The sequence below is a fragment of the Dickeya lacustris genome (genome assembly GCF_029635795.1).
GTDB lineage: Bacteria > Pseudomonadota > Gammaproteobacteria > Enterobacterales > Enterobacteriaceae > Dickeya > Dickeya lacustris.
The window spans coordinates 3,057,401-3,081,825 of the sequence record NZ_CP114280.1 but is presented as its reverse complement, the minus strand read 5'-3'; the positions used below and the strand labels follow the sequence as shown (position 1 = coordinate 3,081,825).

General features: G+C 56.2%; 15 protein-coding genes and 1 tRNA gene. 5 read left to right on the top strand and 11 right to left on the bottom strand.

All coding sequences use genetic code 11. From position 1 onward, the window contains the following. Positions 1 to 67: 67 nt before the first annotated feature. Both O1Q98_RS14010 and O1Q98_RS14005 read right to left on the bottom strand, forming a co-directional pair. Positions 68 to 493 carry an organic hydroperoxide resistance protein gene (locus O1Q98_RS14010; protein WP_035344424.1) on the bottom strand — a complete coding sequence of 142 codons (426 nt, stop codon included), beginning with the start codon at positions 491 to 493 and terminating at the stop codon, positions 68 to 70. Between the two features lie 112 nt (positions 494 to 605). Further along, positions 606 to 1,076 carry a MarR family winged helix-turn-helix transcriptional regulator gene (locus tag O1Q98_RS14005; protein WP_125260768.1) on the bottom strand — a complete coding sequence of 157 codons (471 nt, stop codon included), beginning with the start codon at positions 1,074 to 1,076 and terminating at the stop codon, positions 606 to 608. Positions 1,077 to 1,458: 382 nt separating this feature from the next. Between O1Q98_RS14005 and O1Q98_RS14000 the strand changes: the two genes are divergently transcribed. After that, positions 1,459 to 3,051, top strand: coding sequence for a methyl-accepting chemotaxis protein (locus O1Q98_RS14000; RefSeq protein WP_125260769.1), 1,593 nt, complete (start codon positions 1,459 to 1,461; stop codon positions 3,049 to 3,051). Positions 3,052 to 3,099: 48 nt separating this feature from the next. On the opposite strand, the gene O1Q98_RS13995 is transcribed toward O1Q98_RS14000, so the two are convergent. From O1Q98_RS13995 to O1Q98_RS13970, 6 genes are all read right to left on the bottom strand, one after another. After that, complete coding sequence (locus tag O1Q98_RS13995; protein ID WP_416232431.1) at positions 3,100 to 4,572, bottom strand: TolC family protein; 1,473 nt, start codon at positions 4,570 to 4,572, stop codon at positions 3,100 to 3,102. A gap of 125 nt (positions 4,573 to 4,697) precedes the next feature. Continuing rightward, positions 4,698 to 10,790: a putative Ig domain-containing protein gene (locus O1Q98_RS13990; protein ID WP_125260771.1), complete on the bottom strand. Its 6,093-nt coding sequence runs from the start codon at positions 10,788 to 10,790 to the stop codon at positions 4,698 to 4,700. A gap of 120 nt (positions 10,791 to 10,910) precedes the next feature. Further along, on the bottom strand, positions 10,911 to 11,747 hold the full coding sequence (locus tag O1Q98_RS13985; RefSeq protein WP_125260772.1) for a phage tail protein: 837 nt from the start codon (positions 11,745 to 11,747) through the stop codon (positions 10,911 to 10,913). Positions 11,748 to 12,008: 261 nt separating this feature from the next. Beyond that, positions 12,009 to 14,114 carry a site-2 protease family protein gene (locus tag O1Q98_RS13980; protein WP_125260773.1) on the bottom strand — a complete coding sequence of 702 codons (2,106 nt, stop codon included), beginning with the start codon at positions 14,112 to 14,114 and terminating at the stop codon, positions 12,009 to 12,011. Further along, positions 14,111 to 15,379 carry an efflux RND transporter periplasmic adaptor subunit gene (locus O1Q98_RS13975; RefSeq protein ID WP_240632831.1) on the bottom strand — a complete coding sequence of 423 codons (1,269 nt, stop codon included), beginning with the start codon at positions 15,377 to 15,379 and terminating at the stop codon, positions 14,111 to 14,113. Before O1Q98_RS13975 ends, O1Q98_RS13980 begins: the two co-directional genes overlap by 4 nt. A 92-nt stretch (positions 15,380 to 15,471) precedes the next feature. Further along, on the bottom strand, positions 15,472 to 16,266 hold the full coding sequence (locus O1Q98_RS13970) for an efflux RND transporter periplasmic adaptor subunit (RefSeq protein WP_416232432.1): 795 nt from the start codon (positions 16,264 to 16,266) through the stop codon (positions 15,472 to 15,474). 94 nt (positions 16,267 to 16,360) lie between these two features. Between O1Q98_RS13970 and O1Q98_RS13965 the strand changes: the two genes are divergently transcribed. Next, on the top strand, positions 16,361 to 16,636 hold the full coding sequence (locus tag O1Q98_RS13965) for a hypothetical protein (protein WP_125260776.1): 276 nt from the start codon (positions 16,361 to 16,363) through the stop codon (positions 16,634 to 16,636). Positions 16,637 to 16,663: 27 nt separating this feature from the next. Here O1Q98_RS13965 and O1Q98_RS13960 read toward each other — a convergent pair. Together O1Q98_RS13960 and orn are read right to left on the bottom strand one after the other, a co-directional pair. Further along, positions 16,664 to 16,739, bottom strand: a tRNA-Gly gene (locus O1Q98_RS13960). A 171-nt stretch (positions 16,740 to 16,910) separates the two neighbouring features. Then, on the bottom strand, positions 16,911 to 17,453 hold the full coding sequence (orn, locus tag O1Q98_RS13955) for an oligoribonuclease (protein ID WP_125260777.1): 543 nt from the start codon (positions 17,451 to 17,453) through the stop codon (positions 16,911 to 16,913). A 129-nt stretch (positions 17,454 to 17,582) separates the two neighbouring features. Here orn and rsgA point away from each other — a divergent pair, with 129 nt between their 5' ends. The 3 genes from rsgA (at position 17,583) to mscM (ending at position 22,993) form a co-directional block, all read left to right on the top strand. After that, on the top strand, positions 17,583 to 18,632 hold the full coding sequence (gene rsgA / locus O1Q98_RS13950) for a small ribosomal subunit biogenesis GTPase RsgA (RefSeq protein ID WP_125260778.1): 1,050 nt from the start codon (positions 17,583 to 17,585) through the stop codon (positions 18,630 to 18,632). 99 nt (positions 18,633 to 18,731) lie between these two features. Then, positions 18,732 to 19,643: an archaetidylserine decarboxylase gene (asd, locus tag O1Q98_RS13945; protein ID WP_125260779.1), complete on the top strand. Its 912-nt coding sequence runs from the start codon at positions 18,732 to 18,734 to the stop codon at positions 19,641 to 19,643. A 29-nt stretch (positions 19,644 to 19,672) separates the two neighbouring features. Further along, the gene (gene mscM / locus O1Q98_RS13940; protein WP_125260780.1) at positions 19,673 to 22,993 is read left to right on the top strand and encodes a miniconductance mechanosensitive channel MscM; all 3,321 of its coding nucleotides are present in this window, start codon (positions 19,673 to 19,675) and stop codon (positions 22,991 to 22,993) included. A 99-nt stretch (positions 22,994 to 23,092) separates the two neighbouring features. Here mscM and epmA read toward each other — a convergent pair whose 3' ends face one another. After that, the gene (epmA, locus tag O1Q98_RS13935) at positions 23,093 to 24,070 is read right to left on the bottom strand and encodes an elongation factor P--(R)-beta-lysine ligase (RefSeq protein ID WP_125260781.1); all 978 of its coding nucleotides are present in this window, start codon (positions 24,068 to 24,070) and stop codon (positions 23,093 to 23,095) included. Positions 24,071 to 24,425: the final 355 nt, after the last annotated feature.

Below are 24,425 nucleotides of genomic sequence, written 5' to 3'. Positions count from 1 at the left end.
TTTTGGTGAAAAACCGGGATGCTTTCAGGCCCTGGCACCGCGTGGCCGGGCCCGCTTGTCACCGGGTTCAGATAACCGTCAGCGTGACATCAATGTTGCCGCGCGTGGCGTTGGAGTACGGGCAAACGATGTGCGCTTTCTCGACCAGCGCTTCGGCCACAGCGCGATCCAGCCCCGGCAGCGCAATTTTCAGTTCGACTTCAATGCCAAAGCCATTTGGAATCGCACCGATACCGACGCTGCCATTAATGGTGGTGCCTGCCGGAATGGCGATTTTATCGCGCGCGCCAACAAACTTCAGCGCACCAAGGAAGCAGGCTGAATAACCGGCGGCAAACAGTTGCTCCGGGTTGGTGCCCTCACCACCGGCACCGCCCAGCTCACGCGGGGTGGTCAGTTTAACATCCAGTTGTTGATCGGAAGAGACCGCGCGGCCATCACGACCACCGTTAGCCTGGGCATGAGCGACGTACAGAACGTTTTCAATAGACATGGTGTGACTCCTGTTGAGTGAAGAAAAAATCATTTAAATTGCGAAAAATTAAATCGCACACTACTTAATTAGATCTAAAAAAGCAGATCGTGCGACCTGCGTATTCACTGGCTTAAACATGCCGTATCAGGCTGCTGCGCAGCGTCTCCAGATCTTGCTTGATGGCGCGCAACTGTTCGGCATTGCACTCTGTGGCGCAAAACACCCCTTCCGGCACCGCTTTCGCGCGTTGTTGCAGCGCACGGCCCTCGTCCGTCAGCATAATCAAGACCTGACGTTCGTCCTGCACACCGCGATGGCGGCTCAACAACCCGGCGCTTTGCAGGCGTTTTAACAACGGGGTAAGCGTTGCTGAATCAAGAAACAAGCGCTCGCCCAGTTCAGACACGGTTAACCCATCACGCTCCCACAACACCAGCATCACCAGATACTGTGGATAAGTGAGGTTCAGTTCACTCAGCAGGCGGCGATACAATTTGTTCATCGCCAGGTTTGCCGAGTAGAGTGCGAAACAGAGCTGGCCGTCCAGCCGGAAGGCGTCATCACTCAGTGTGGGCATCGTTTGGGTGTCGTTGCTGTTCATGGCGTTGAATCTACATCGCTCGAAATTAAATAGCAAGCGATTTAGATGAAAAACAGCCTCCCGCTGAAGACTGCTTTACTAAAACCTTGTTACTAATACGGTTTTAATAATACGGTTTTACCAACACACGGTAGCGACCAGCCTGCTCATTCGTTACGCAATCACCGCAATTCGCAAGCGTGATGGATTCTCATTTTAATCTACGTCAACAACCCTTTGTCATAAAAGTATTAGGCTGGCGCGCAATCAGGTTGCGTGACAATTGCTGGTGTCGCTCATCACTGATGTCACACAGTATTGCCTTACCAGCCATTTCTTGCGCGTAACGGCAGCAAGAGAGCGTCGTCAGGCAGGGAAACCCGTTGTACTAAGGAGACAAGGGATGTTAGAAAAAGTCAGAATCAGTCATGGCTTGTATGGCGTTATCGCGTTATTTGCACTGTTGTTGCTCACGGTATGCACATTCAGTTTGTACTCTTCGGTGCAAAGTAATCAATCCATCCGCAAAGTCAGCGCCATTGAAGGCGACCAACTGGTTCCACTGTATGCTGCGTATGCCGAAATGCTCAACGCGCGTCTGGCAGGCATTAATGCTGCATTGGCCATTGAGGATAAAAAAGACAATGCCGCCATCGAGTCTGCGCTCACTCGTCTGGCCGGTTATATCGATTCAGCCAATGCAGCCATGAAAGAACTGCGTGCGACCCCGGCGCTGAGTGCTCAGGGCCGCGTGCTGCGTGGTGAAATCGACAATGATTTCAATGACTACATGAATAATGCCATCGCCCCGATGCTCACCACGCTGCGCGAGCGCAACGTCGATCGTTTCTACACGACACTGGTGCCGACGGCGCTGGAGAAAGGCGTCACCTTTCGCCAAAAACTCACCCAGTTTGTCACGCTGGCCCAGAACATTGGCCACGAAGAGATAGAGAATGCAGACCATTTCTACCAGCATACGCTGAAGGTTTTAACCGTTACGCTGATTGCGGTGTTGCTCCTGAGCCTGTTTACGCTGAAGTTTGTGCGTACCGTGGTGCTAAGACCGATAAAACAGGTCCGAACCTATTTCGGCATGATGGAAAAAGGCGTACTGACGCTGGATATTCCGCCGCAGCACAACACAGAAATGGGCGAGCTGATGCACTCGCTACAGGATATGCAACAGGCGTTTCGTCACATCGTGCTGACGGTCAGGGACTCCGCCAGCTCTGTTGCCACCGGCGCCGAACAGATCTCCGCCGCCAACCGCGACTTTGCCGCCCGCACGGAAGCACAGGCTGCCTCCGTAGAGCAGACGGCCGCCAGCATGGAACAGATAACCTCGTCGGTGCAGGAAAATACCGCCAATACCGGCAAGGCCATGGAACTGACCGATTCGGTATCAACACTGGCGCAAAAGAATGCCACCAATTTCAGCCAGATGATCGAGCGGATCCAGCACATTTCCGAGAGCTCCAACAAGATCAATGACATTATCAGCATCATGGACGGCATCGCGTTTCAAACCAACATTCTGGCGCTCAATGCCGCCGTGGAAGCCGCCCGCGCCGGTGAAGCCGGTAAAGGTTTCGCCGTGGTCGCCGCCGAAGTGCGCAGCCTGGCGCAGCGCAGCGCCGGTTCAGCGCGTGAAATCAAAGAGTTGATTGAGAAAACGGCACAAGAAATTGAGTTTGGCGAAAAAGTGGCGTCTCACTCCACGCAGGATATGACGCGGCTGGTCGAGGAAATTGCGCGCGTACACGATTTTATGACGCACATTGCCATGGCCTCGGCAGAACAGGTGAAAGGCATTGAACAGGTGAATGTGGCTATTTCGCAACTGGAACAGACTTCGCAGCAAAATGCCGCGCTGGTGGAAGAGTCCGCCTCTGCCAGCACCTCACTGCACGAGCAGGCGAAAAGCCTGGATGACACGATGATGTTCTTCAATCTGGAAAGCGCGCCTGCGCTGTCAATCAGCGCACCACGCTAAAAAATATGAGGGCAACGCGTTGTTGCCCTCTTGTCATGCAACCGCTGCTTAGAATGACTGCAACGCGCTGATTTTGCCCTGCTGCCACTGCGCTTCTGACTGGCGCAATGCCTGGCTCAAATCAGCAAGGCGGGTAGACGGCAGCGTTTTCGGCAGCAAATCCAACCCGACGGTCGAGAGGATCTGCCCGTAGGTATTGCGCAGTTCCGCATACGCCAGATCCTGACGCAAATTCGCATTCAGCGCGTTCAGTTCGCCTTGAATCAGTTGCAGTTCGCCAATGCTGTTGGCTTTGTAACGGTTTCTCAGCTGTTCGGCTATCTGGCCGTCAAGGTCGCGCAATTCCGCGCTGGTTTTATACTGTCGCAGCGCTTCGTTGAAATTGGCCCGGGCAATATATAGCTGCGCCATGATAGCGAGCGACATCGCTTGCCGCTGCACTTGTGAGACGCGCTCGCCAGCCTGCGCCGTCTGATAAGCGGCAGGCCCGGAGAACAGATTAAACAGGTTCCAGGTCACTTTGACGCCAACATCCGCCCAGCTCTGATTCACCATAAAAGAGTTACTGTCATAATGGCCGCCAGCGCTGACCTCCAGCCCCGGCAACATACGCAATAGGGTTTTACGGGTTTCGGCGGCGTGGATACGTACCTGATACTCTTGCTCGCGAAGCTCAGGGCGACTCAGTAATGCCGCCTGCTCCAGCGTGTTCACATCCACATTCAGCGCAGGCACCGCCAGCTCGTGGTTGTCTGGCAAGGCTAGCGTGTAGGGCGTATCGAGCGGCAGGTTCATCAGCGTCGCCAGCTCGGTTTTTGCCAGCGACAAGGCACGGCGCTGTTCTTCCAGTTGGCGCACCGCTTCAATCAGCGCGCGGCGATACGTCAACGCCTCCACCGGGTCGCCAACCTGCTGAGAACTCATGTGCTCACTGGCTTCACGCGCCTGATTCACGCGCGCAATCAGGCTGTCGATGCGTCCAAGCAAACGCTCGGCAGCGACCGCGCGCCAGTATGCCGAACGCACGTCCTGCAAAATGGTATGCACCACTTTGCGTTTGCGCTCATCCGCAATCCAGCGCTGGTCAGCCTTTTGCTTCGCACCAACGTAGCTGACACCAAAGTCCAGTACGTTCCAGACCATCGTCAAATCGGCCACACCCCGGTTTCTGTCAAGCGAGGTGGACGGTTCGAGAGATTGCTGGCCACTGGAGATACTGCGGCTGCTCGAAGCACTGGTATTGCTGCGCCCGACATACCCGGCCGACATCGCCACCTGCGGCAACATATCATAGCGGGCCAGCTCCAGCTGTTGCTGCGACAGAGCCTGCTCCATCACCTTGAGCCGCGCTTCGAGGTTATATTTCAGTGCCCGTGCCATCGCGTCATACAGCGTAATCGGTGCTGTCACCGGCTCCTGCTGGCTGAACATGGCGACCTTATCCTGCGCGATGTGCTGTTCACGCTGCTCTTTTGATAGCGGCTGACTGGTAACGGCACAACCGGTCATGGCCATCACCATCACGCTGAGGCTAAAGAATTTCCGACAGTTTGACACGATCCCACTCCTGTTCCTGAACTGACTGTTATTGTTTTTTATGTGTTGTTCTCAATGAATTGCTATGCGTTCATCATTTCCCGGTCGCATTACCCTTGCTGTTGCGACCCCTCATCGTGATACGGTTCTGCGGCCGCTATCTCCTGTAATGCCTGCTCAATCACCGATAAGCGCTGCCACTCTTGTGCGCCAATCTGCTGTAGTTGCACATCCAACCCCACAGCGAACTGCGCGGCAACCGCTTGCGCTGAATCATCCGCGCGCAGCGAAGCCGTCGTCATGCGACTGGTCGAGTTGACATCACGCCAGCTGCCGCCAGAGAACACCGCCATCGGTGACAATGAGGGCAGATGGATACCAGAGAACAAGCCCGACAACGACGAACTGCCCCCTAACGCGCCACCGGTGTTAAAACTCGGAAATGATCCCAAGGCGCTATCAAACAGGCTCGCACCCGCGCCGTTTGTCAGTTGTGCAAATGAACTGGCCAGTTGGCTGACCACTGCCCCCCCAGCGGTTGAGGTACGTTGGGGCGATTGAAAAATCGTCGAGGTAATTGTGGTGCTAGCGCTCTCTGCGCGGTTATCGACCGCCCCTAAAGAGGAAGAGGTAATCAATGTGCCCAACGCCACCGGCGCGGCATTCCCGGCAGATCCCACCGGGGGTAATGTCGTTACGGACGTGCCGGTGACACTGGAGAGCGTATTGCTACTGTCCTGAAGAAGTTGGGTGATATTCGGGGCCTCAACCGTTGCCGCACTCACCGCCAGCGCAAAGGTGGTGCTCACCGAGGCGTTGCTGCTATCGGTTGCCGTCACCCGAATACTCAGGTTGCCGACATCGCTGCTGCCCGGCGTGCCGGAGAAGGTACGCGTGGCCGGGTTGAAACTGAGCCAGCCCGGCAGCGCCGAGCCGTCTGCCTGCGTAGCGCTTAAGGTCAGCACATCGCCGCTGTCGGCATCGGTGAAGGTGTTGGCCGGCACGGTAAAGCTGAATGCGCCGTTTTGCGCCACTGCCTGCGCCGCCAGCGTGCCGTTCACTACCGGCGCATCATTGACGTTGCTCACCGCCAGCGCAAAGGTGGTGCTCACCGAGGCGTTGCTGCCATCGGTTGCCGTCACCCGAATACTCAGGTTGCCCACATCGCTGCTGCCCGGCGTGCCGGAGAAGGTACGCGTGGCCGGGTTGAAACTGAGCCAGCCCGGCAGCGCCGAGCCGTCTGCCTGCGTAGCACTCAGGGTCAGCACATCGCCGCTGTCGGCGTCGGTGAAGGTGTTGGCCGGCACGGTAAAGCTGAATGCGCCATTTTGCACCACTGCCTGCGCCGCCAGCGTGCCGCTCACGACCGGCGCGTCATTGACGTTGCTCACCGCCAGCGCAAAGGTGGTGCTCACCGAGGCGTTGCTGCCATCGGTCGCCGTCACCCGAATACTCAGGTTGCCCACATCGCTGCTGCCCGGTGTGCCGGAGAAGGTGCGCGTGGCCGGGTTGAAGGTGAGCCAGCCCGGCAGTGCCGAGCCGTCTGCCTGCGTAGCGCTAAAGGTCAGCACATCGCCGCTGTCGGCATCGGTGAAGGTGTTGGCCGGCACGGTAAAGCTGAATGCGCCGTTTTGCGCCACCGACTGCGCCGCCAGCGTGCCGCTCACTACCGGCGCGTCATTGACGTTGCTCACCGCCAGCGCAAAGGTGGTGCTCACCGAGGCGTTGCTGCCATCGGTCGCCGTTACCCGAATACTCAGGTTGCCGACATCGCCATTGCCCGGCGTGCCGGAGAAGGTACGTGTGGCCGGGTTGAAACTGAGCCAGCCCGGCAGCGCCGAGCCGTCTGCCTGCGTAGCACTTAAAGTCAGCACATCGCCGCTGTCGGCATCGGTGAAGGTGTTGGCCGGCACGGTAAAGCTGAATGCGCCGTTTTGCGCCACCGACTGATCGGCAACAGGCGTGGACAGCACCGGCGGCTGGTTGCTGTTATTGACCGCAAGGCCGAAGGTGGTGCTCACCGAGGCGTTGCTGCCATCGGTCGCCGTCACCCGAATACTCAGGTTGCCGACATCGCTGCTGCCCGGCGTGCCGGAGAAGGTACGCGTGGCCGGGTTGAAACTGAGCCAGCCCGGCAGCGCCGAGCCGTCTGCCTGCGTAGCGCTTAAGGTCAGCACATCGCCGCTGTCAACATCAGCAAAAGTATTCGACGGCACGGTAAAGCTGAAAGGCGTCTCCTTCACCACGCTTTGAGCGCCGATAGCATTGCTTAACGTCGGCGTGTCATTCACGTCCGTCACCGCCAGTGAAGCCAGCGCGCTGTTGGTCGAGAAGGCGCTGCTGCCACCGGTCGTGGCGGTATCCGCCAGGCCACGGCTGGCCCCCGCCGTCGCCGTGCCGGATGTCTGATCCCAGGCCCGGAAATTCAGGCTCGCGGTTTCACCGTTTGCACCGTCTGGGACATAGCGAAGTTGCGCTGATGAGTTGAGTAACAGCGCCGAAGACGCCGATACCGACCCGAGGTTAAACCAGTTGGCACCACTGTCGGTAGAGTATTGCCAGCCGCCACGACCCACGCTGCTGGTAATCGCAAGGCCGATTTGTGCGCCACTGTCCACATCGCCATAACCAGCCTGACTCAACAGCAAGGTCACGGCCGTGGCCGCCGACATGGTATTTTCATTGGTGCCGGTCAGTGTCGCCGTCGCCGAATTATTCAGCGTTGGTGCATCGTTAATGGGGGTAACGTTCAGCGTCATGGTGCCGGTATTGGCGGACAATGCCGTGCCGTCACTGACTTGCCAGGTAAAGTTGCTGTAGCTTGCTCCGTTGGCATTGGCTTCCGGGCGGAAGGTTAATTTACCGATATCGGCGGCGCTGACGACCGAGCCATTGCTGATAAGGGTATCGCCCCCGCCGCGCACCCCGTCACTGTTGGCATCAATAAACAGCTCGCCTGCCGTCGGTGCGCTGACAATGGTGATGGATTGCAGCGTATTGCCGCTGTCTACGTCACTGAAACCAAAGTCGGATGCGCTGAACGTCTGGGTGCTATCCTCGTTGAAGGTTTTGCTGACCGACGTCGCGCTGATAACCGGTGCGTCGTTGACCGCCGTCACATCGAGGGTCATGGTGCCGACATCGTTAGATAACACCGTACCGTCGCTGACTTTCCAGGTAAAGCTGGCATAGCCGACGCCATTGGCATTAGCTGCCGGGCGAAAGGTCAGCTTGCTGATATCCGACGCACTGACCGTCGCACCATCACTGATAAGCGTATCGCCGACGCCACGCACCCCATCGCTGTTGGCGTCAATAAACAGCTCACCGGCGGTCGGCGCGGTGACGATGGTCACGGCTTGCAGCGTGTCACCGCTATCCACATCGCTGAAACCGAAATCCGAGGCGCTAAAGGTCTGGGCGCTATCCTCATTAAAGGTTTTGCTGACCGACATATTGCTGATGGTCGGTGTGTCGTTAACTGGCGTAATACTCACTATCGCCTGATTGGTGCCACTGCTGTTAAGCGCGCCATCATTGAACACCCAGTTAAGTGTCACGCTGGCTGGCGGATTATCAGAACTGTTGGCATAGGTCAGCGATTGCAGCACCGCATTCACTATCGCCGAGGTGGCGTTGCCATTAAACGTCAGCGCCAGTGTACCGCCCGAATGGGTGGTGACGTTACCGACCGCCGTTCCGTTGTAGGTAAAGCTTTGTCCCGCAGTCAGCGCCCCCAACAGCCCGCTATTGCCGAAGCTATCCTGGCTGTTTGCCCCGCCATTACGCGCCAGAGTGAGCGATGCACCGCTGTAGTTGCCAAGGCCGCCACTCAGGGCATCCAGCTCGGTATCGGCGACGGCGACGTTGCTATCTATCACGACCGCGCTGCCCTTTTCAGTAAAGGTTGCGCCACCGTTGAGGTTACTAAAAACAGGGGCCGAATTGGACGAGGTGGTGACATCGACCTTGGTGGCGCTGAGTATCTGATTGTTGGCGCTGTCTTTTGCCACCATGTACACATCGTAGCTGGTTGCGCCATTCAGCCCCGTCACGCTAAAGGACGTGGTATAGGGCGCGCTGCTGACGACCTGGCTGCCAGAACCGATTGCTGTCACCCCCGAGGCATTCTGCCCGGCGATAATCTGACTCACGCTCGGGGCTGAGGCCCCGTCAGCGACAATCACATAATAAAGGGTGCCCGCTTCATCGATGCTGGCGGAAAGGTCAAAACCACTGCCGCTGATATTGCTGGCCGCAGGCGCAACGTCAAATGTCGGCCTGACATCATCACTGACCGTGACGGAAAAGACTTTTTGATAGGTGTCCGTGCCATCACTCACCTGTACCCGCACCGAGTAAGCCCCAGGCGTCATGGTGGCGGCATTATTCACCTTCAGCGTGTTGCCGGTGATAGTAAACAGGTTGTTGTTTGTGCTGCCAGTGCCTGACACCAACGTATAAGTAAAGGAGCTGGAGTCAACGTCCGTCGCACTGAGCGTGCCCACCGTGCCATTACTGCCCAACGACTGGCCAATGCTGCCTGATGTGAGCGAGATATCCGTCGGCGCGTCATTGACGGCATGAACCGTCACCTGGCTGCTAAAGCCGGGCGACGCCGTATTATTCGAACTGCCGCTGTCGGTTAACTGGCTTAACGTCACCGTGCGTGATGTCACTGACGGGTTTTCGCTGCTGTTGCGATAGGTCATCCCCGACAATAACGTGCTCATATTGGCATCCGAGAGGGAGGCGCCGGTTAGCGTCACCGTCGCCGTATTGCCACTCTTGCTGACGCTGGCCGTACCGTAACCACTGCCGAGAGAGAGGCTATTGCCGTTAGTAAGGGCAACGCCCACGCCGTTAATGGTCAGATATTCAGTGGTATCCGCCACATTGCTGACGGTAAACACCGCGCCGCTAAACGTCTGCCCGCTGTCATGGGTTGAGGCGGATACGCCTGAAAACAGGCTCACGCCAGAGCCATTCTCGGTATAGGTGGGGTTGGTTGCGCTCCCGGTAACGGTAGGTGCGGTATCCGTTGATACATCGACGGAAGTGAAGGTGAAGACGAGCGTCCCGCCACTAAACCCGCCGTTCGCGTCATTAACAGTAATATGGATGGTTTTACCGGAAACGGAGGCTGTCACGTCGTTCGCGTTTGTCCCGCTACTGGATGTTTTGGTGATACCAGTGAAATGGTCGAGATTGCCTCCCTGAAACACCAGATCAAAACTCCCCCCTAGGTTTGCACCAGGGTTGTAAGTAATCGTCACTGTGTTATTGGTCGGGTTAATATCAGCCGTATTGTTATTACCGTCGAGATCAAATTCAACCCCGCTACTTACCGACGTCAAGGATATGTACTCTGTACTCGGATCGTTGGGCGCGGTCACCGTGACCGAGGTGCCACTCACCGACAACAGACTGGTGTAGCTGGTGATAGCCAAATCCTGTACGCCAATCTCTCCGGTATGAAATTCTGTGACCCAATCACCACCGAGCGCCGATGCCCCTGTTGGATTGGTTGACGCCGCGACATCCGCCGAAGTCAACTGCGCCAGCAGCGAGGCAAACTGCTGCCCGGAGGCCTGCGCCACATCACAGCCATACAGCAAGAGATCACCGTCGGCATTCAGAGCTGCACCGAGCGTCGCCAAATCATTAGCCCGGGCAAGAGCCGTGGTGCTGTTTAGCGTCAGGGTACCGAGTTGTGCGGCTCCCTCACTACCATGACTGAGGACATGAATAGCATCGTAACCGCTGTGTGTTTGCGCCCATACGGCCATCTGCGTCAAACCATCTTTGCTGCCGTCCAGCAATACCACGTCCATCCCGGCTGGAACGTTGGCGACCAGCGTCTGATACCCCGCCACCGAGGTATCGATAAACACCACTTCTTTATGTGCCGCCGTCACCGCACTCGCCGCAACATCCGTGCTATCCGAGGTATGCGCCGCATCATTCTGAGTAGCATGGCTGCTGTCAGACTGGGTTGACTCTGTGGCGACCGCTTTCGTCGCTGTGTGTGTGTCTGCCGTTTGTTCAGCGGTGTTTGTCGTCTGCTCAACGGTAGCTGCAACCGCACCATCAAATAGCATACGGGCTTCCAAAACATAACCGCAGATAAACGGTTCTGCCGCCGTTACAGAATCAGCGGTTAACTGGCGAGCCTGCCTTTTAAAGAATTTACGCCACAGCATAAAAAACTCCGATATTGACCGATGATTAACGACATAGCACCCACTGATAGCACTACTCTGACGAATGTGACCCACATAAAAAATCTGGCAAGGAAGCCACACCTCCTTGCCAGAATTCACTCAATAATCTCTTGGTGGATACAAACCATCAACGGCAATACACGGCAACAACGTCAGCGAAGGCTGCCGAACATCAACAGGGGCCTGTGTTGCTGCCGGAATATTCGCCCCCACAGCAACCGTCCCGCCAGTTGGTACTTTGAAAGTGAATGAGGGTGTTGAGGCCGTACCTGTCACGGTAGTATCAACCGGCGCTGAAGCCGTCACCGGGCTAGGTCTCGTTTGCGAGAACACCCCAGTAAAGTTGACGTTGTAACTTGATAAACCATTAATTGCCTTGCCGGTTAAAGCACCGAGAAAATTATTCGCTCCCGTCGCCGGTGTAGGCGTCGCCGTTGCACTGCCACTCACGGCCGTCACAAGTGGCAGCAACGCTGTCACACCTAAATTTCCCGTCTGTGCCGGAACAGTCACATCGGTTGTTGGCGTCGTACTGGGCGTGAAGGTTGCCGGGTGGAGATGCGGAGCTATCTGATTGGATGCCAGCATCACTCGGGTATTGCCTGCTTTTGTCCCAATACTCCTGAAATCTGCCTCCGTAATAGACCCCTGCCCTACCGCCACACGACCACGTAAATCAGGCACATTAAACGTTGTTTTGCCATCGCCACCGTAGACAGTGCTTAATAAGGAATAGAGCGCGTTATTCTGCTGAATGGTCAGTGAACGCCCATCCGCTGGCACAAAGCCGGAAGGACAAAATTGTGCTGCGGTATAACAGATGGAACCAATATATTCCTCCGGGCCACAGGCTGAGGCAATCTGCGGACACAGAGCGCCACCAATAATTGCTACCGTTATTGCTGTTTGCGTAAACATTTTTCGAGCGTGCATCATGGATCTCTCTCCTCGCCATTGAAAAACACTTAACTATATAATTTATTGAATGATTATTAATGTATCTGGGGAAAACCAGATAAATAAAAGCAATGTTCATGCTCTGAATAGATTGAAATAAATTTCAATTAACAATAAAAACATAGCCCAGACAGGAGAGATTTTCCGCTAACACAAATAAATTACTTTTCGGAGCATCACATAAAAAACAATTTAATAAAATTAACCATATTGCTCATAAAAAGCCCTTGCTTCTCTACATCAAAACCCGCTTTCCCGAATTCCCAGCGCCATGAGCCGACGCCACACGGCACCAAGCATCGACTCTTTTTCCCCGTCCAGCATGACGCTGCCGCGTAGCGGTTGGACGGGAAGTGACCGCGCCTCTAGCGTGACAAACCGCACGCCGTACTGGGCTTGAGTGGGCTGAGGCAAGCGCTCACTGTTACGCCGTACCGCAACCGGCCCGCCATGATCAGACGAGAGAATATCCTGCTGAAGATAAGGGCTACCGGTAGGCGCGATCGCCTCAAGCTTCACTGTCACCTTGGGGAACATCGGGTCATCGGCAATAAAGACCCCTTGCTGGCCGGAATGCACGCGGCTGAGAGACTGCTCGGGCACATAGCCCTGGAGTTTACCCGCGCCGATGTCAACCACCCGCAGCAAAGGCAAATCGGTGGTCAGCCAGCGATCGCGCGTCAGCGCCCAGGCAATATCCCTGACCTGACCGGCCTGCGGTGCGATGATAGTCAGGCGCTGACGCTGTGCCATCAGGCCGCGATAACGCGCCAATGACTCAGCCAGTTGCCGACTCATGACTTCCGTTTCGCTGGCGGTTTCCTGACGCACCGCGCCGCGCAATAATTTCTGCTGCAATACGGCTATTTGCTGGCGCTCAATGGATAAGCGGTATTCCAGATCGGACGAATAGAGCGTCATCAGCACGTCGCCAGCCTGTACGCGCTGGCCTTCCGTCACCTGCACGGACAGCACCTGCGCGCTAACCGGGGCATACAGCACGCTGACATTCTCCGCGCCCAGCACCGCAGGAATACGCACACTGCCGCGCCACGGGTAGCACAGCAGCAGCGCGACGATGCTGGCGATGAACAACGTTCTCAACAGGGTAAACGGGTGTGACAACTGTCGCATAGACCACCAGATATGAGCTTCTTTAAGTATTGGCAAGGCAATAAACCAGCCGATTTCCACCATCATCAGACCAATACCGATAACTTTGATAAAAAAGTGATACACCACCAGCGCAATGCCGAAAAACAGGAAAAAACGCCACACCCATGACGCATAACCCCAGAGCAGCAGTTTACGCTGCATGGCGGGCGACCAGGTTTCCGGCGCAGCCAGGCCATAGCCAAACAGCAGCTCTCGCAGCCGCCAGCGACATAATGCGTAAGCGCGTGACTGCAAATTCTCCACCTGCCAGGCGTCGCTCAACAGAAAATAGCCATCGAAGCGCATCAGCGGATTCAGGTTCACCATCAGTGTGGTTATCCACGTCACGCCGGATAGCATAAAGGCCGCTGTACGCAGTGGGCCCTCATCCAATAGCGACCACACCAGCAAGGCGAGCACCGCCAGCGACAACTCAGCCAAAATACCGCCAGCGCTAATCAACAGGCGGGCACGCCGATCGCTCACGCGCCAGGCATCAGACACATCGGTATAAAACAGCGGAAACAGCACAATGAATGCGACACCCATGGTTTGTACGCGGCACCCGGCGCGCTTTGCCATAAACGCATGGCCGAGCTCGTGGACAAATTTGGCGAAAACCAGCGCGCAGCCAAATGTCATCATGCCGGGCAAACTGAACAAATGCGGGAAACCATGGGTATAACGCACCCAGTCGCGGCTCACCAAAAACACGCCACACAGCAGAATCAAGGGCAACAACAGGCGCAAACACGGCCTGCCTATCCGCTGCAACCACGGCCAACAGCGATTAAGCCATGGATCGGGTCGCCACAGCGGAATACGAAAAAACAGGTATTGATGCAGCAGCGTTTTCCACAGGCTCACACGAGAGTGTGCCGCCTTAAACACATATCCCAGCCGTTGCTGCGGGTCGCTGGCGGCAATCAAATCGTGGGTGCGTAAAAAGCGCAGTAACTGCGCCAGCTCGTTTTCCTGTAAAGGTAAACCGGGGTCACGGTTCGCCGCTGCCAGCACCGCCTGAGGATCGCCTAAAGACCAGTGGCGCAGCAGGCGGATTGCCGAAGGCGTTAATGTGAAGTAATGGCCCGTCACCGGATCGGACAGTACCCATCGCGGCGCGCCATCCAGACCGCTGGCGGCTGTCACCAACTGTAAATCGGCGCGCAGTACAGGCAATAACTCACTCATATCCCCACCGATTGACGCACTACCGCCAGTGGCCGACGGAACAGGTACACCGCCAGCGGCACATTATCACCAGACAGTTTGGCCGTTCCTCGCAGCCCGATACGCGGCGCGCTATCACTAAAACGCGCATCAAGCCGGTACGCCAGATTCCCGGCGGGCGTCAGCTCCGACTCATATGCCGAACGCACCAGACTTGCGCGGTGTGGCGTCATCGGGTCGCTATCAAGAAATAGCGTCACATTCGCTTGCGGCGGCAGGTCAATCGCATCGCCGACATCCAGTTCAATGCGCAGCGACACGGAGGCCGGGTCAGCCAGTTCCATCAAGCGCTCGCCGGTACGCACCGGTTTGCCTATCCAGCGTTCATCATCGGCAAACACGGCGATGCCATCACGATCGGCGCGGACGTCAGCACGCCCCAGCAACGCCGTGGCATAGTCACGCTCGGCCCGCTTTTGCGCCACCTGAGCGGCCAGAAAATCCAGCCGGGTCTTGGAGTCCGCATCCTGAAACGCACGCTGTGCGCTGGCGCGGTACTCTGCTTCAGCCACATTAACCGCGCGCTCGGCCACATCCGCCTGCGCTTTTAGCGTTGTGTCATCAAAACGCACCAGCAATTCGCCTTTACGCACCCGCTGGTTTGGCCGCACGACAAATGACTGAATCACCCCATCCAGAGGAGCGGCAATCACCTGACCGTTAAACGGGATCACTTCCGCCGGAGCCAGCACTGACTGACGCACCGGAATACACAGAGCGCCAGCCACCATCAGACAAGCGAGCGCGATTTTCCAGCGCCAGCGCGCGCGTCGCCACAACGGTTGCGGCTCCAGCGCCAGCCAGGCATGGCCGAATGCCTGAGCCAGTCTATCCGCCAGTATGTGTTCAGCAGGGAGCCACGGCGTATCTTTGGCATACCAAATACCGCCAAACACGCGCCCTTGCCGGTCTTTAAACGGCGACCATAGCACCTCGGGGGCAGACAATGCCTGCCAGTCGGCGCGGCTTTGCTCATCAAGCGTCATGGCGTCAACAACGGCGCAGGTTTGTGACTGCGCCTCGCTGCGCTGCGCGCAGGCACGTTCGACAAATGCCACAAACGGCGCATGCGGCGCAGGCTGCGTCACCCCGGTCACAGCCCGCACCCGACCGTTAATCACCAGGGCCGCATGACGAAAACCAAATAACGTCTGGCTGTCATTAACAATGCAGTAGGCCAACGCCTCAACGGTACTGGCGGCACGCGCCTGATGTTCAATATCCAGAAAGCGGGCAAATACGCGCTCGCTGGAGGCCGTCGGCGCAGAGGCTGAAGACTCAGACGCGGAAGACGCAGAAGCAAGAGGAGAGGATGGGGTCACGGTTGCTCCGAAAAATGCGCTGAACCACTCATGCCAGCCATCAAGGCATTCTCTTTGCTATCAAGCACGCCAGTCAGACTTAACGTTTGGCTGCTTTCATCAATGCGCGCGCCCAGCCTGGCGACATGCGCACGAAGCGGCTTGCCGGTTTCATCCGGTGTGAAGGTAAACGCCACTCCCGGTTTCAGCGTCGCCAGCCAGCGCGAAGGCACCAGCAGGCTGATTTCCAGATTATGATTATTCACCACATCGACGACCGGGGCACCGGCGGGGACACTCTCATAAGCCTGCGCCCGCCGTTTCACGACTTGCCCGTCAAACGGGGCCGACAAGCGACAGCGACTGGTTTGAATCTGATAGACCTGACTTTCGGCTTGCGCCTGAGCAAGGCGGGCGGCAGAGAGTGCCACCGCATGTTTGCCGACCGATTTTAACTGCGCCAATTGTTGGTTCTGGTTTAATTCCGCTTCAGCCGCCCGCGCCGCCGCTTGTGAGGCAGCCAGTTGAGCCTGATAAATCGCGCAATCAAAACGCGCCAGTAAATCGCCTTTTTTAAACGACTCCCCCTCCCGGAGCGGCATCTCCACAATACGCCCGGCCAAATCGCTGGAGAGCGTCGCCTGGTCAACAGCCACTAACATACCGCGCACCTGATTATCAGCGGTGACATCTATCGGGACGGGGTGAGAGGTGGTGCTCAATAACGGGTCACTGGCCAATGCCTGCGCCTGATAACCACTGAGGCAAAACGTTAACAACGCCAAAAAACGATGCCACGCACAATGATGAATACGCTTCACATTAACCTGCCTTAACGCTGACGACGGTGTGTGTAAACCAATCAGCACAATGAAAGACAACAGACTGAATATTCAATAATTAGTCATGCTTTATATATGGAACTATATGTATGGAACTATAGTAGACCAGTCCTGGCCAAAAGGTGACGAAAGCAAAAAAACGATTAATGAATCCATGCCCGCCAGCCGCATCGCCATACAGCGAGCCGTCAACGGCATGAAGAAATCACGCGATAGCGATAGCGATAGCGATAGCGATAAAAGAAAACGTGTTGGTGACAGGAAAGAAAGAGCACATCAAGCGCCTGACAGCAGAATATCAGGCACAAAAAAACCACCTTTCGGTGGTTTTCTGTATTGATACAGAACTGGTTCTGTATCACAAATTTGGAGCGGGAAACGAGACTCGAACTCGCGACCCCGACCTTGGCAAGGTCGTGCTCTACCAACTGAGCTATTCCCGCTTGGGTGGACAATAACACGTTGCACTGCAGCGTCGTTACGTGGGGCGCATTATACGAAAAAAGAGTGATTGTGCAACCCCTGAAATGCGAAATACCGTGCATACGCCTACAAAATCGGCAATGTGCGGAAAAAACAGGCAGTACAGTGACGATACAGTACAGCTTTTGTGCTTAAAGCTGGATAAAATGCTCACGGTAGTAAGCCAATTCCGCCACCGACTCACGGATGTCATCCAGCGCCTGGTGGGTATTACGCTTTTTAAAGCCCGTTAGCATGTCGGGTTTCCAGCGGCGGGCGAGTTCTTTAAGGGTACTGACATCCAGATAACGGTAATGGAAATAGGCTTCCAGTTCCGGCATGTAGCGAAACAGGAAGCGGCGATCCTGCCCGATACTGTTGCCGCAAATCGGCGATTTGCCAGCTGGCACCCACTGTTGCAGAAAACGCAGCGTTTCCAGCTCGGCGGCACGGTCATCATAGCGGCTGGCTTTGACACGCTCGACCAGCCCGCTGGCGGTGTGGGTGCGCACATTCCAGTCATCCATCAGCGCCAACTGGCTGTCTGACTGATGTACCGCAAGCGTCGGGCCTTCGGCCAGAATGTTCAGGTTGGCATCCGTCACCAGTGTGGCGATTTCGATTATGCGATCGCGCTCGGGGTCTAGCCCCGTCATTTCCAAATCGATCCAGATAAGGTTGTTTTCGTTTACCATTGTTGCCATTCCCGTGGACGTTTCACCAGCAGGCTGACAGCGCCACCGGCGGTTAATTAAAATAAAATAGCGTGTATTATAGTCGCTTCCATCGCCACCGGCGATAAGTGCCGAAACAAGAGAGACTGCGTGAGTAAAAAGAAACTGTCAAAAGGCCAGCAACGGCGGGTCAGCGCGAACCACCAGCGTCGCCTGAAGCATGCCGACAGCAAAGTCGAATGGGACGATAGCCAGCTAGGCGAGCCGCAAGAAGGGGTGATCATCAGCCGTTTTGGTATGCACGCCGATGTGGAGGCACCTGATGGCGCGTTGCACCGCTGCAATATTCGCCGCACCCTGAGCTCGCTGGTGACAGGCGATCGGGTGGTCTGGCGCGCAGGCAGTGAAACGCAATCAGGCATCAGCGGTATTGTCGAAGCCGTTCATCCACGCCACTCGGTTCTGACCCGACCCGACTACTATGACGGCCTGAAACCGATTGCCGCCAACATCGACCAGATTGTCATCGTCTCGGCCATTTTACCGGAACTGTCGCTCAACATCGTTGACCGTTATCTGGTTGCTTGCGAAACGCTGGATGTTGAACCGTTGATCGTGTTGAACAAAACCGATTTGCTGGATGACGAAGGGCGGGAATTTGTCGAAGAGGTGATGGATATCTACCGTCATCTCGGCTATCGGGTGCTGATGGTATCAAGCCATAGCCAGCAGGGGCTTGCCGAACTCGAAGCCGCCCTTACCGACCGCATCAGTATTTTTGCCGGGCAGTCTGGCGTGGGCAAATCGAGCCTGCTCAACGCGCTGCTCTACCCGCAGGGCGCACAGATCCTGGTCAACAACGTCTCTGATAACTCCGGGCTTGGCCAACACACCACCACCGCCGCCCGGTTGTACCACTTCCCGCATGGCGGAGATGTTATCGACTCACCGGGCGTACGCGAGTTTGGCCTGTGGCATTTGGAGCCTGAGCAAGTCACGCGCGGTTTTATCGAATTCCGCGATTATCTCGGCAGCTGTAAGTTCCGCGATTGTAAGCATGACGCCGACCCCGGTTGCGCGATTCGCGCAGCGCTGGAGCGCGGCGACATCGCCCCTGAGCGTTTCGATAATTACCACCGCATTCTGGAAAGCATGGCGCAGGTAAAAACACGTAAATCCTTTTCAGCGCCCGATAACTGACATTTATTGTATCCGCCGCTATGGTATCCGCCGCTATGGTATCCACCGCGACAATGCGCCCCCTTTAATGGCGCGCCTTAACATATAACGAGGTTAACTGTGCTGGACAGCATCAAGATTGCTCTACACCATCTGCTCCCTAAAGTTTGGCTGACGCAACTGGCAGGCTGGGCCGCCGAGCGTCAGGGCGGCCTACTCACCAGGCTGGTTATTGACCTGTTCGCTCGTGTTTATAAGGTCAATATGCAAGAAGCGCAGCAGCCTGATACCGCTTCTTATCGCAGCTTTAACGAGTTTTTCGTGCGCCCGCTAAAACCCGGCATTCGCCCGGTTGATCCGCTGCCAAACCGGTTGGTGTTCCCGGCCGACGGTGCGATTTCCCAATTAGGCGCTATCGATGACGACATGATTTTACAGGCCAAAGGGCACAACTATTCGCTCGAGGCGCTGCTCGCTGGCAATTACATTATTGCCGACCTGTTTCGCGATGGCCTGTTTGTCACCACCTATCTCTCGCCACGCGACTATCACCGCGTACACATGCCGTGTGACGGCGTATTGCGTGACATGATTTACGTGCCTGGTTCGCTGTTTTCCGTCAACCCGCTCACGGCCGCCAATGTGCCCAACCTGTTTGCCCGCAATGAACGTGTTATCTGTCTGTTTGATACCCCGTTCGGGCCGATGGTGCAGATTCTGGTCGGTGCCACGATTGTCGGCAGCATTGAAACCGTGTGGGCTGGCGTCATCACCCCGCCGCGTGAAGGCATCATCAAACGTTGGGCGTATCCACTGGAAGGCGAGGATGCGGTCATCCTCGAGAAAGGTGATGAAATGGGCCGCTTCAAGCTCGGTTCAACCGTCATCAACCTGTTTGTGAAAGACAGTATCGAACTGCTGCCGGGGCTGGCAAGCCAAAGTGTCACACGTATGGGTGAATCCATGGCTCAGGCCATTGATAATACAGCCAACACTGCCACCGATGGACACGACGACACCCTCACTCCCTGACCCCACCCCTTAGCCTGAGGAGGCCTGCCGTGCGTCTTATCCTGATTTTGCTGTTGGGATGTTGGTTATCCGTCACGTCGCAGGCCGCGCAATTACCCGATGAAGCGCAACTCAGGCAGGAGCTCCAGCAGGCGGAAAACAGCAAGAATGCCGCTGCGCAGGCGGACACCATCAAGGAATGGCAGTCTGCATTGCGGCTATTGGATGAGCGCCGGGAGACGCGCCAGCGCGCCGACGCTTATCAGCAAGCGATTGACGATTATCCTCGGTTAACGCGAGAGCTGCGTCAGCAAGCCGATGCAGAAGAGGCCAAACCGAGCCAGCCGACAAAAACCGGGTCAGCCAACGAACTGGAACAGCAGATAGTCCAGTTAAGTAGCCAGTTGCTCGAACAAAGCCGCCAGCTACAGCAAGAGCAGGATCGCCTGCGCGAAATCAGCGACTCACTGGCCCAGTTACCGCAGCAACAAACTGAAGCCAACCGCGCCCTGAGCGACGCCGAACGGCGTTTGCAAGCCCTCGGCAACCCGGCCACCGCCCAAGGTCAGGCGCAGCTGGCCGCATTGCAGGCGGAGGTTGCGCTACGTAAAAGCCGGGTCGAGGAGCTGGAGCTGGCACAGCTATCGGCCAGCAACCGACAAGAGTTATCCCGCCTGCAAGCGGATGTTTATAAAAAGCGGCGCGACAGACTGGATAAGCAATTACAGCTATTACGCAGTACGCTCAATAACTTACGCCAGCGCGAAGCCGAGCAGGCGCTGGAGAGAACGGAACAACTGGCGGAACAACAGGGTAACTTGCCCTCAGCAGTCACCAGCCTGCTACAGACCAATCGGGAGCTCTCTCTGGCGCTGAATCAGCAGGCGCAGCGCATGGATAGCATTGCCGCGCTCCAGCGCCAAACGACCGCCCAGACACTGCAAGTTCGTCAAGCATTAAGCACCCTGCGTGAACAGGCGCAATGGCTTGGTTCATCGCCCGCACTGGGGGAAACGCTGCGTGCGCAGGTGGCCCGACTGCCGGACACGCCCAAGCCTCAACAGCTTGATGGCGACATGGCACAACAGCGCGCCCACCGGCTCTACTATGAAGAGATGCTCAATAAGCTCGCCGCCAGCGCAGAACCAACGCGACAGGATGATGGCTCGCCGCTCACCAGCGCCCAGCAGAAAATCGTCAACGATCAGCTACGCACCCAGCGCGATCTGCTGGGATCGCTCATCTCCGGCTGCGATACGCAAATCCTTGAGTTCACCAAACTCAAGGTAGCCAGCAGCCAACTGGAAGATGCGCTGACGGAAATCCGTGATGCCGCCCATCGTTACCTGTTCTGGGTGGCGGATGTTGACCCAATTGGTTTTGCCTATCCGCTCAACCTGCTGCGCGATCTCTCGCGCGTGTTATCGCTCGATACGCTAACGCAACTGAGCAGCGCACTACTGATGATGGGCACCACCCAGACGACGCTGCTGCCCCTGCTGGCAGCACTGCTGCTGGTTGCCCTGAGTATCAGCTCACGCCGCCATTATCATGCCTTTTTGGAGCGCGCCAGTGGCCGGGTCGGAAAGGTCACGCTCGACTATTTTATGCTGACGCTGCGCACCGTGTTCTGGTCGGTGATGGTGGCGATGCCCTTGCCGGTCTTGTGGGCGGTGCTGGGTTATGGCCTGCAAAATGCCTGGCCTTACCCGGTCGCGGTGGCCATCGGCGACAGCGTGACCGCCACCGTCCCCTTGATGTGGGTAGTGATGATCTGCGCGGCCTTTTCCCACCGTCAGGGACTGTTCATCGTACACTTTGGCTGGCCGCCGAAGCAGGTAGCTCGCGCGATGCGCTACTATCGCCTCTCGATTGGTTTTATCGTGCCGCTGGTGATGGCGCTGATCACCTTTGATAATCTCAATGAACGCGAATTCTCGGGTACGCTGGGGCGTTTGTGCTTCATTTTGCTGTGTATGGCACTGAGCCTGGTGACGACCAGTTTCAAACGTGCGGGTATTCCGCTCTATCTCGACAAAGAGGGCTCAGGCGAAAACCCGGTCAACCGCGCAATGTGGAACCTGATGATCTGTATTCCACTCATCGCCGCGCTGGCCTCTTGCCTCGGTTATCTCACCACCGCGCAGGCCCTGCTGGCGAGGCTGGAAACCTCGGTGTCTATCTGGTTTTTCCTGCTGGTCATCTACCATATCATCCGCCGCTGGATGCTGATTCAGCGTCGCCGCATCGCGTTTGACCGCGCCAGGCAGCGCCGTGCTGAAATCCTGGCGGCGCGGGCCAGAGGCGAGGAAGAGGCCAATACCGCGCACGAAAACAGCGCAGAAGCCGTGGACGAGCCCGTCGTCGATTTGGATGCCATCAGCGCACGCTCATTAAAGCTGGTACGTTCGCTGCTGACATTAATCGCGCTGGTGTCGGTGATTGCATTATGGTCAGAAATCCACTCCGCGTTTGCGTTTATGGAGAACATCCACCTGTGGGATGTCACCAGCACGGTAAAAGGCGTGGAAAGCGTCCAACCGATTACCCTCGCAGCCGTGCTGATTGCCCTGCTGGTGTTTATCATCACCGCACAACTGGTGCGTAATCTTCCCGCGCTGCTGGAGCTGGCGATACTCCAGCACATTGAACTGTCACCCGGTACGGGCTACGCCATTACAACGGTCAGTAAATACCTGATGATGCTCATCGGCGGCCTGACCGGTTTTTCGCTTATCGGCATTGAGTGGTCGAAACTGCAATGGCTGGTCGCCGCGCTCGGTGTCGGGCTAGGCTTCGGTTTGCAGGAGATTTTCGCCAACTTTATCTCCGGGTTGATCATTCTGTTTGAAAAACCGATTCGCATTGGCGATACCGTCACCATTCGCGATTTGACCGGCAGCGTGATGCGCATTAACACCCGCGCCACCACCATCACCGATTGGGATCGCAAAGAGATAATCGTGCCCAACAAAGCGTTTATTACCGAGCAGTTTATCAACTGGTCGCTGTCTGACTCGGTCACGCGCGTGGTGCTCTCCATCCCGGCACCGGCTGAGGCCAATACCCAAGAGGTGACAGCGCTGCTGCTCAATGCGGTCAAACGCTGCTCGCTGGTGCTGGATAATCCGCCGCCGGAGGTGTATTTGGTGGATTTACGTCAGGGTATCCAGATTTTCGAGCTGCGGATCTTCGCCGCCGAAATGGGCCACCGCATGCCGCTGCGCCACGAATTACACCAGTTGATTCTGGAAAGCTATCGCCAGCATCATCTGGTGATGCCATTCCCGCCGTTCCAGGTGCAAATGGACTCCGTACAGATAACCGGACGTAACGCCGCCACCTCAACCCGTACTACGGGGGGGGTGTAATGGCGCTTACGTGATCATTGCGCTGAATAAAGAAAACCACGGTAAGCAATAGCTTCCGTGGTTTCTGTCAAACGCGATGCTGAATAAGAGAAAACGGTATCAGGCGCGATCGACCGTAAAAGCAATCACCTCACCGATGGAGTCTGCTTTCAGCGCCAGCATCATCAGGCGGTCAACCCCAACCGCGACCCCTGAACAGGGCGGAATACCGCTATCCAATGCCGTCAGCAAGTTTTCATCTATCGGTTGCACCGGCAAACCACGCGCGGCACGTTTGCGATTATCTTGATCAAAACGCTGGCGCTGCTCTTTACTGTCTGTCAATTCACAAAAACCGTTCGCCAGTTCCACGCCTTTAAAGTAAACCTCGAAACGCTCGGCAACACGGTGGTCTTCGGTACTGATCTCCGCCAGCGATGCTTGCGTGGCAGGGAAGTGATAAACGAATGTCGGTTTATCGCGGCCAATATGCGGTTCGACGCCGAATGCAAACAGCAGTTGCAGCAACGTGTCGCGATCCTCTTCACGGCTCGCCACCTCGCCCACGCCAATCTTCTCGGCCACCTCACGCAGTTGCGCCTTGTCTACCGAGAGCGGATCGACCGCCAAATGGCGCTGGAACGCCTGCTGATAAGAGAGCATCTCCGCACCGTCGCACTCCAGCACCTGCTGTAGTAAATCATCGACCTCATTCATCAGCCGGTACATGTCATAGTGCGGGCGATACCACTCAAGCATCGTGAATTCAGGGTTATGGTAGCGCCCTGACTCTTCATTACGAAAACTGCGGCATAGCTGGAATATCGGCCCGCTTCCCGCCGCCAGCAAACGCTTCATATGGTATTCCGGGCTGGTCATCAGATACAGCGTCATGCCTTGAGCCGCGCCAGGGCCAACAAACTGGGTCTGGAAAGGGAACAAATGAATGTCTGTTACCGTTGCCTGACTCATGGACGGCGTTTCTACTTCCAGCAAGCCTCTATCTGAAAAAAAGCGCCGAATGTTTCTCATTATCGACGCCCGCTTCAACAGGTTGGCCACAGAGGCACTCGGCTGCCAGTTTGCCGTTTCGCTCATGATATCTACTCCACACTCTAACCGGAGGTGCAGTCTACCTGCATCACCACGGCCAGACAAATCTATCCGGCGAATGTTTTTACCCTGAATCTCAGCGCACATTGAGACGAAAAATCGTCTTGCCCGTTACGCTCAACAACAGATTGTTACGCCTGTTTTTGACAGGTCACTGACGATAAAAACACGGCAATTCACAGGTAAACAAACGCCATAACAAACCTTGCTTTACAGCGATAAAATTATTTAGGCAATAAATCATCTGGCTCACCACGTTTTCTAAAATATCGCTGAAGAGATATTAAAAAACCGCAAAATGCTGGATCACATCAAATTTCAGCCAGCCTCAAATCGCTAT

Excerpts from the sequence above, each read along its gene's own strand:
- O1Q98_RS13995 (WP_416232431.1), bottom strand. The coding sequence starts at position 4,572 with ATGGTGATGGCCATGACCGGTTGTGCCGTTACCAGTCAGCCGCTATCA.
- O1Q98_RS13990 (WP_125260771.1), bottom strand. The coding sequence starts at position 10,790 with ATGCTGTGGCGTAAATTCTTTAAAAGGCAGGCTCGCCAGTTAACCGCT.
- O1Q98_RS13965 (WP_125260776.1), top strand. The coding sequence starts at position 16,361 with ATGCTTTATATATGGAACTATATGTATGGAACTATAGTAGACCAGTCC.
- O1Q98_RS13985 (WP_125260772.1), bottom strand. The coding sequence starts at position 11,747 with ATGATGCACGCTCGAAAAATGTTTACGCAAACAGCAATAACGGTAGCA.
- O1Q98_RS13980 (WP_125260773.1), bottom strand. The coding sequence starts at position 14,114 with ATGAGTGAGTTATTGCCTGTACTGCGCGCCGATTTACAGTTGGTGACA.
- epmA (WP_125260781.1), bottom strand. The coding sequence starts at position 24,070 with ATGAGCGAAACGGCAAACTGGCAGCCGAGTGCCTCTGTGGCCAACCTG.
- O1Q98_RS14010 (WP_035344424.1), bottom strand. The coding sequence starts at position 493 with ATGTCTATTGAAAACGTTCTGTACGTCGCTCATGCCCAGGCTAACGGT.
- orn (WP_125260777.1), bottom strand. The coding sequence starts at position 17,453 with ATGGTAAACGAAAACAACCTTATCTGGATCGATTTGGAAATGACGGGG.
- O1Q98_RS14005 (WP_125260768.1), bottom strand. The coding sequence starts at position 1,076 with ATGAACAGCAACGACACCCAAACGATGCCCACACTGAGTGATGACGCC.
- O1Q98_RS14000 (WP_125260769.1), top strand. The coding sequence starts at position 1,459 with ATGTTAGAAAAAGTCAGAATCAGTCATGGCTTGTATGGCGTTATCGCG.